The following is a 563-nucleotide window of genomic DNA, read 5'->3' on the forward strand; positions in this document are numbered from 1 at the left end:
GTGGTCAAGCTCGACTGCCGCTCCCTGGCCTACGAGTACTACCCCTCCGACCTCGACGACTACCGCATCGTGCTGCTCGACACCCAGGTCAAGCACTCGCTGGCCTCCTCGGAGTACAACACCCGCCGCCAGGAGTGCGAGGCGGGCGTGGCCCTGCTGCAGGGGCACTACCCGCAGGTGCGCAGCCTGCGCGACGCCACCGTGGCGATGCTCGAAAAGCACGAGCCGGAGTTCGAGCCCGTGACCTACCAGCGCTGCCTGTACGTGGTGCAGGAGAACGAGCGGGTGGAGGCCGCCTGCCAGGACCTGCAGCAGGGGAACCTGAAGGCCTTCGGGGAGAGAATGTACGCCTCGCACGCGGGGCTGCAGCACCAATACGAGGTGAGCTGCCCCGAGCTGGACTTTCTGGTGGAGCAGGCCCGCAAGACCGACGCCGTGCTGGGGGCCCGCATGATGGGCGGGGGCTTTGGCGGCTGCACCATCAACCTGGTGCACGTAGAGCGGCTGGAGGAGTACACGCGGCAGGTAAGCCAGGCCTATGAGCAGCAGTTCGGCAGAGAGCC

The 563-nt window shown here is 67.3% G+C and carries 1 protein-coding gene; it reads left to right on the forward strand.

Annotated features, from left to right (window positions below):
• Positions 1-563: galactokinase (locus ACMA1I_RS23300; protein WP_414703977.1), on the forward strand; the 563-nt coding region annotated here is incomplete at both ends.

It is taken from the genome of Pontibacter sp. 13R65 (genome assembly GCF_047525655.1).
In the GTDB taxonomy this organism is placed as follows: Bacteria; Bacteroidota; Bacteroidia; order Cytophagales; family Hymenobacteraceae; genus Pontibacter.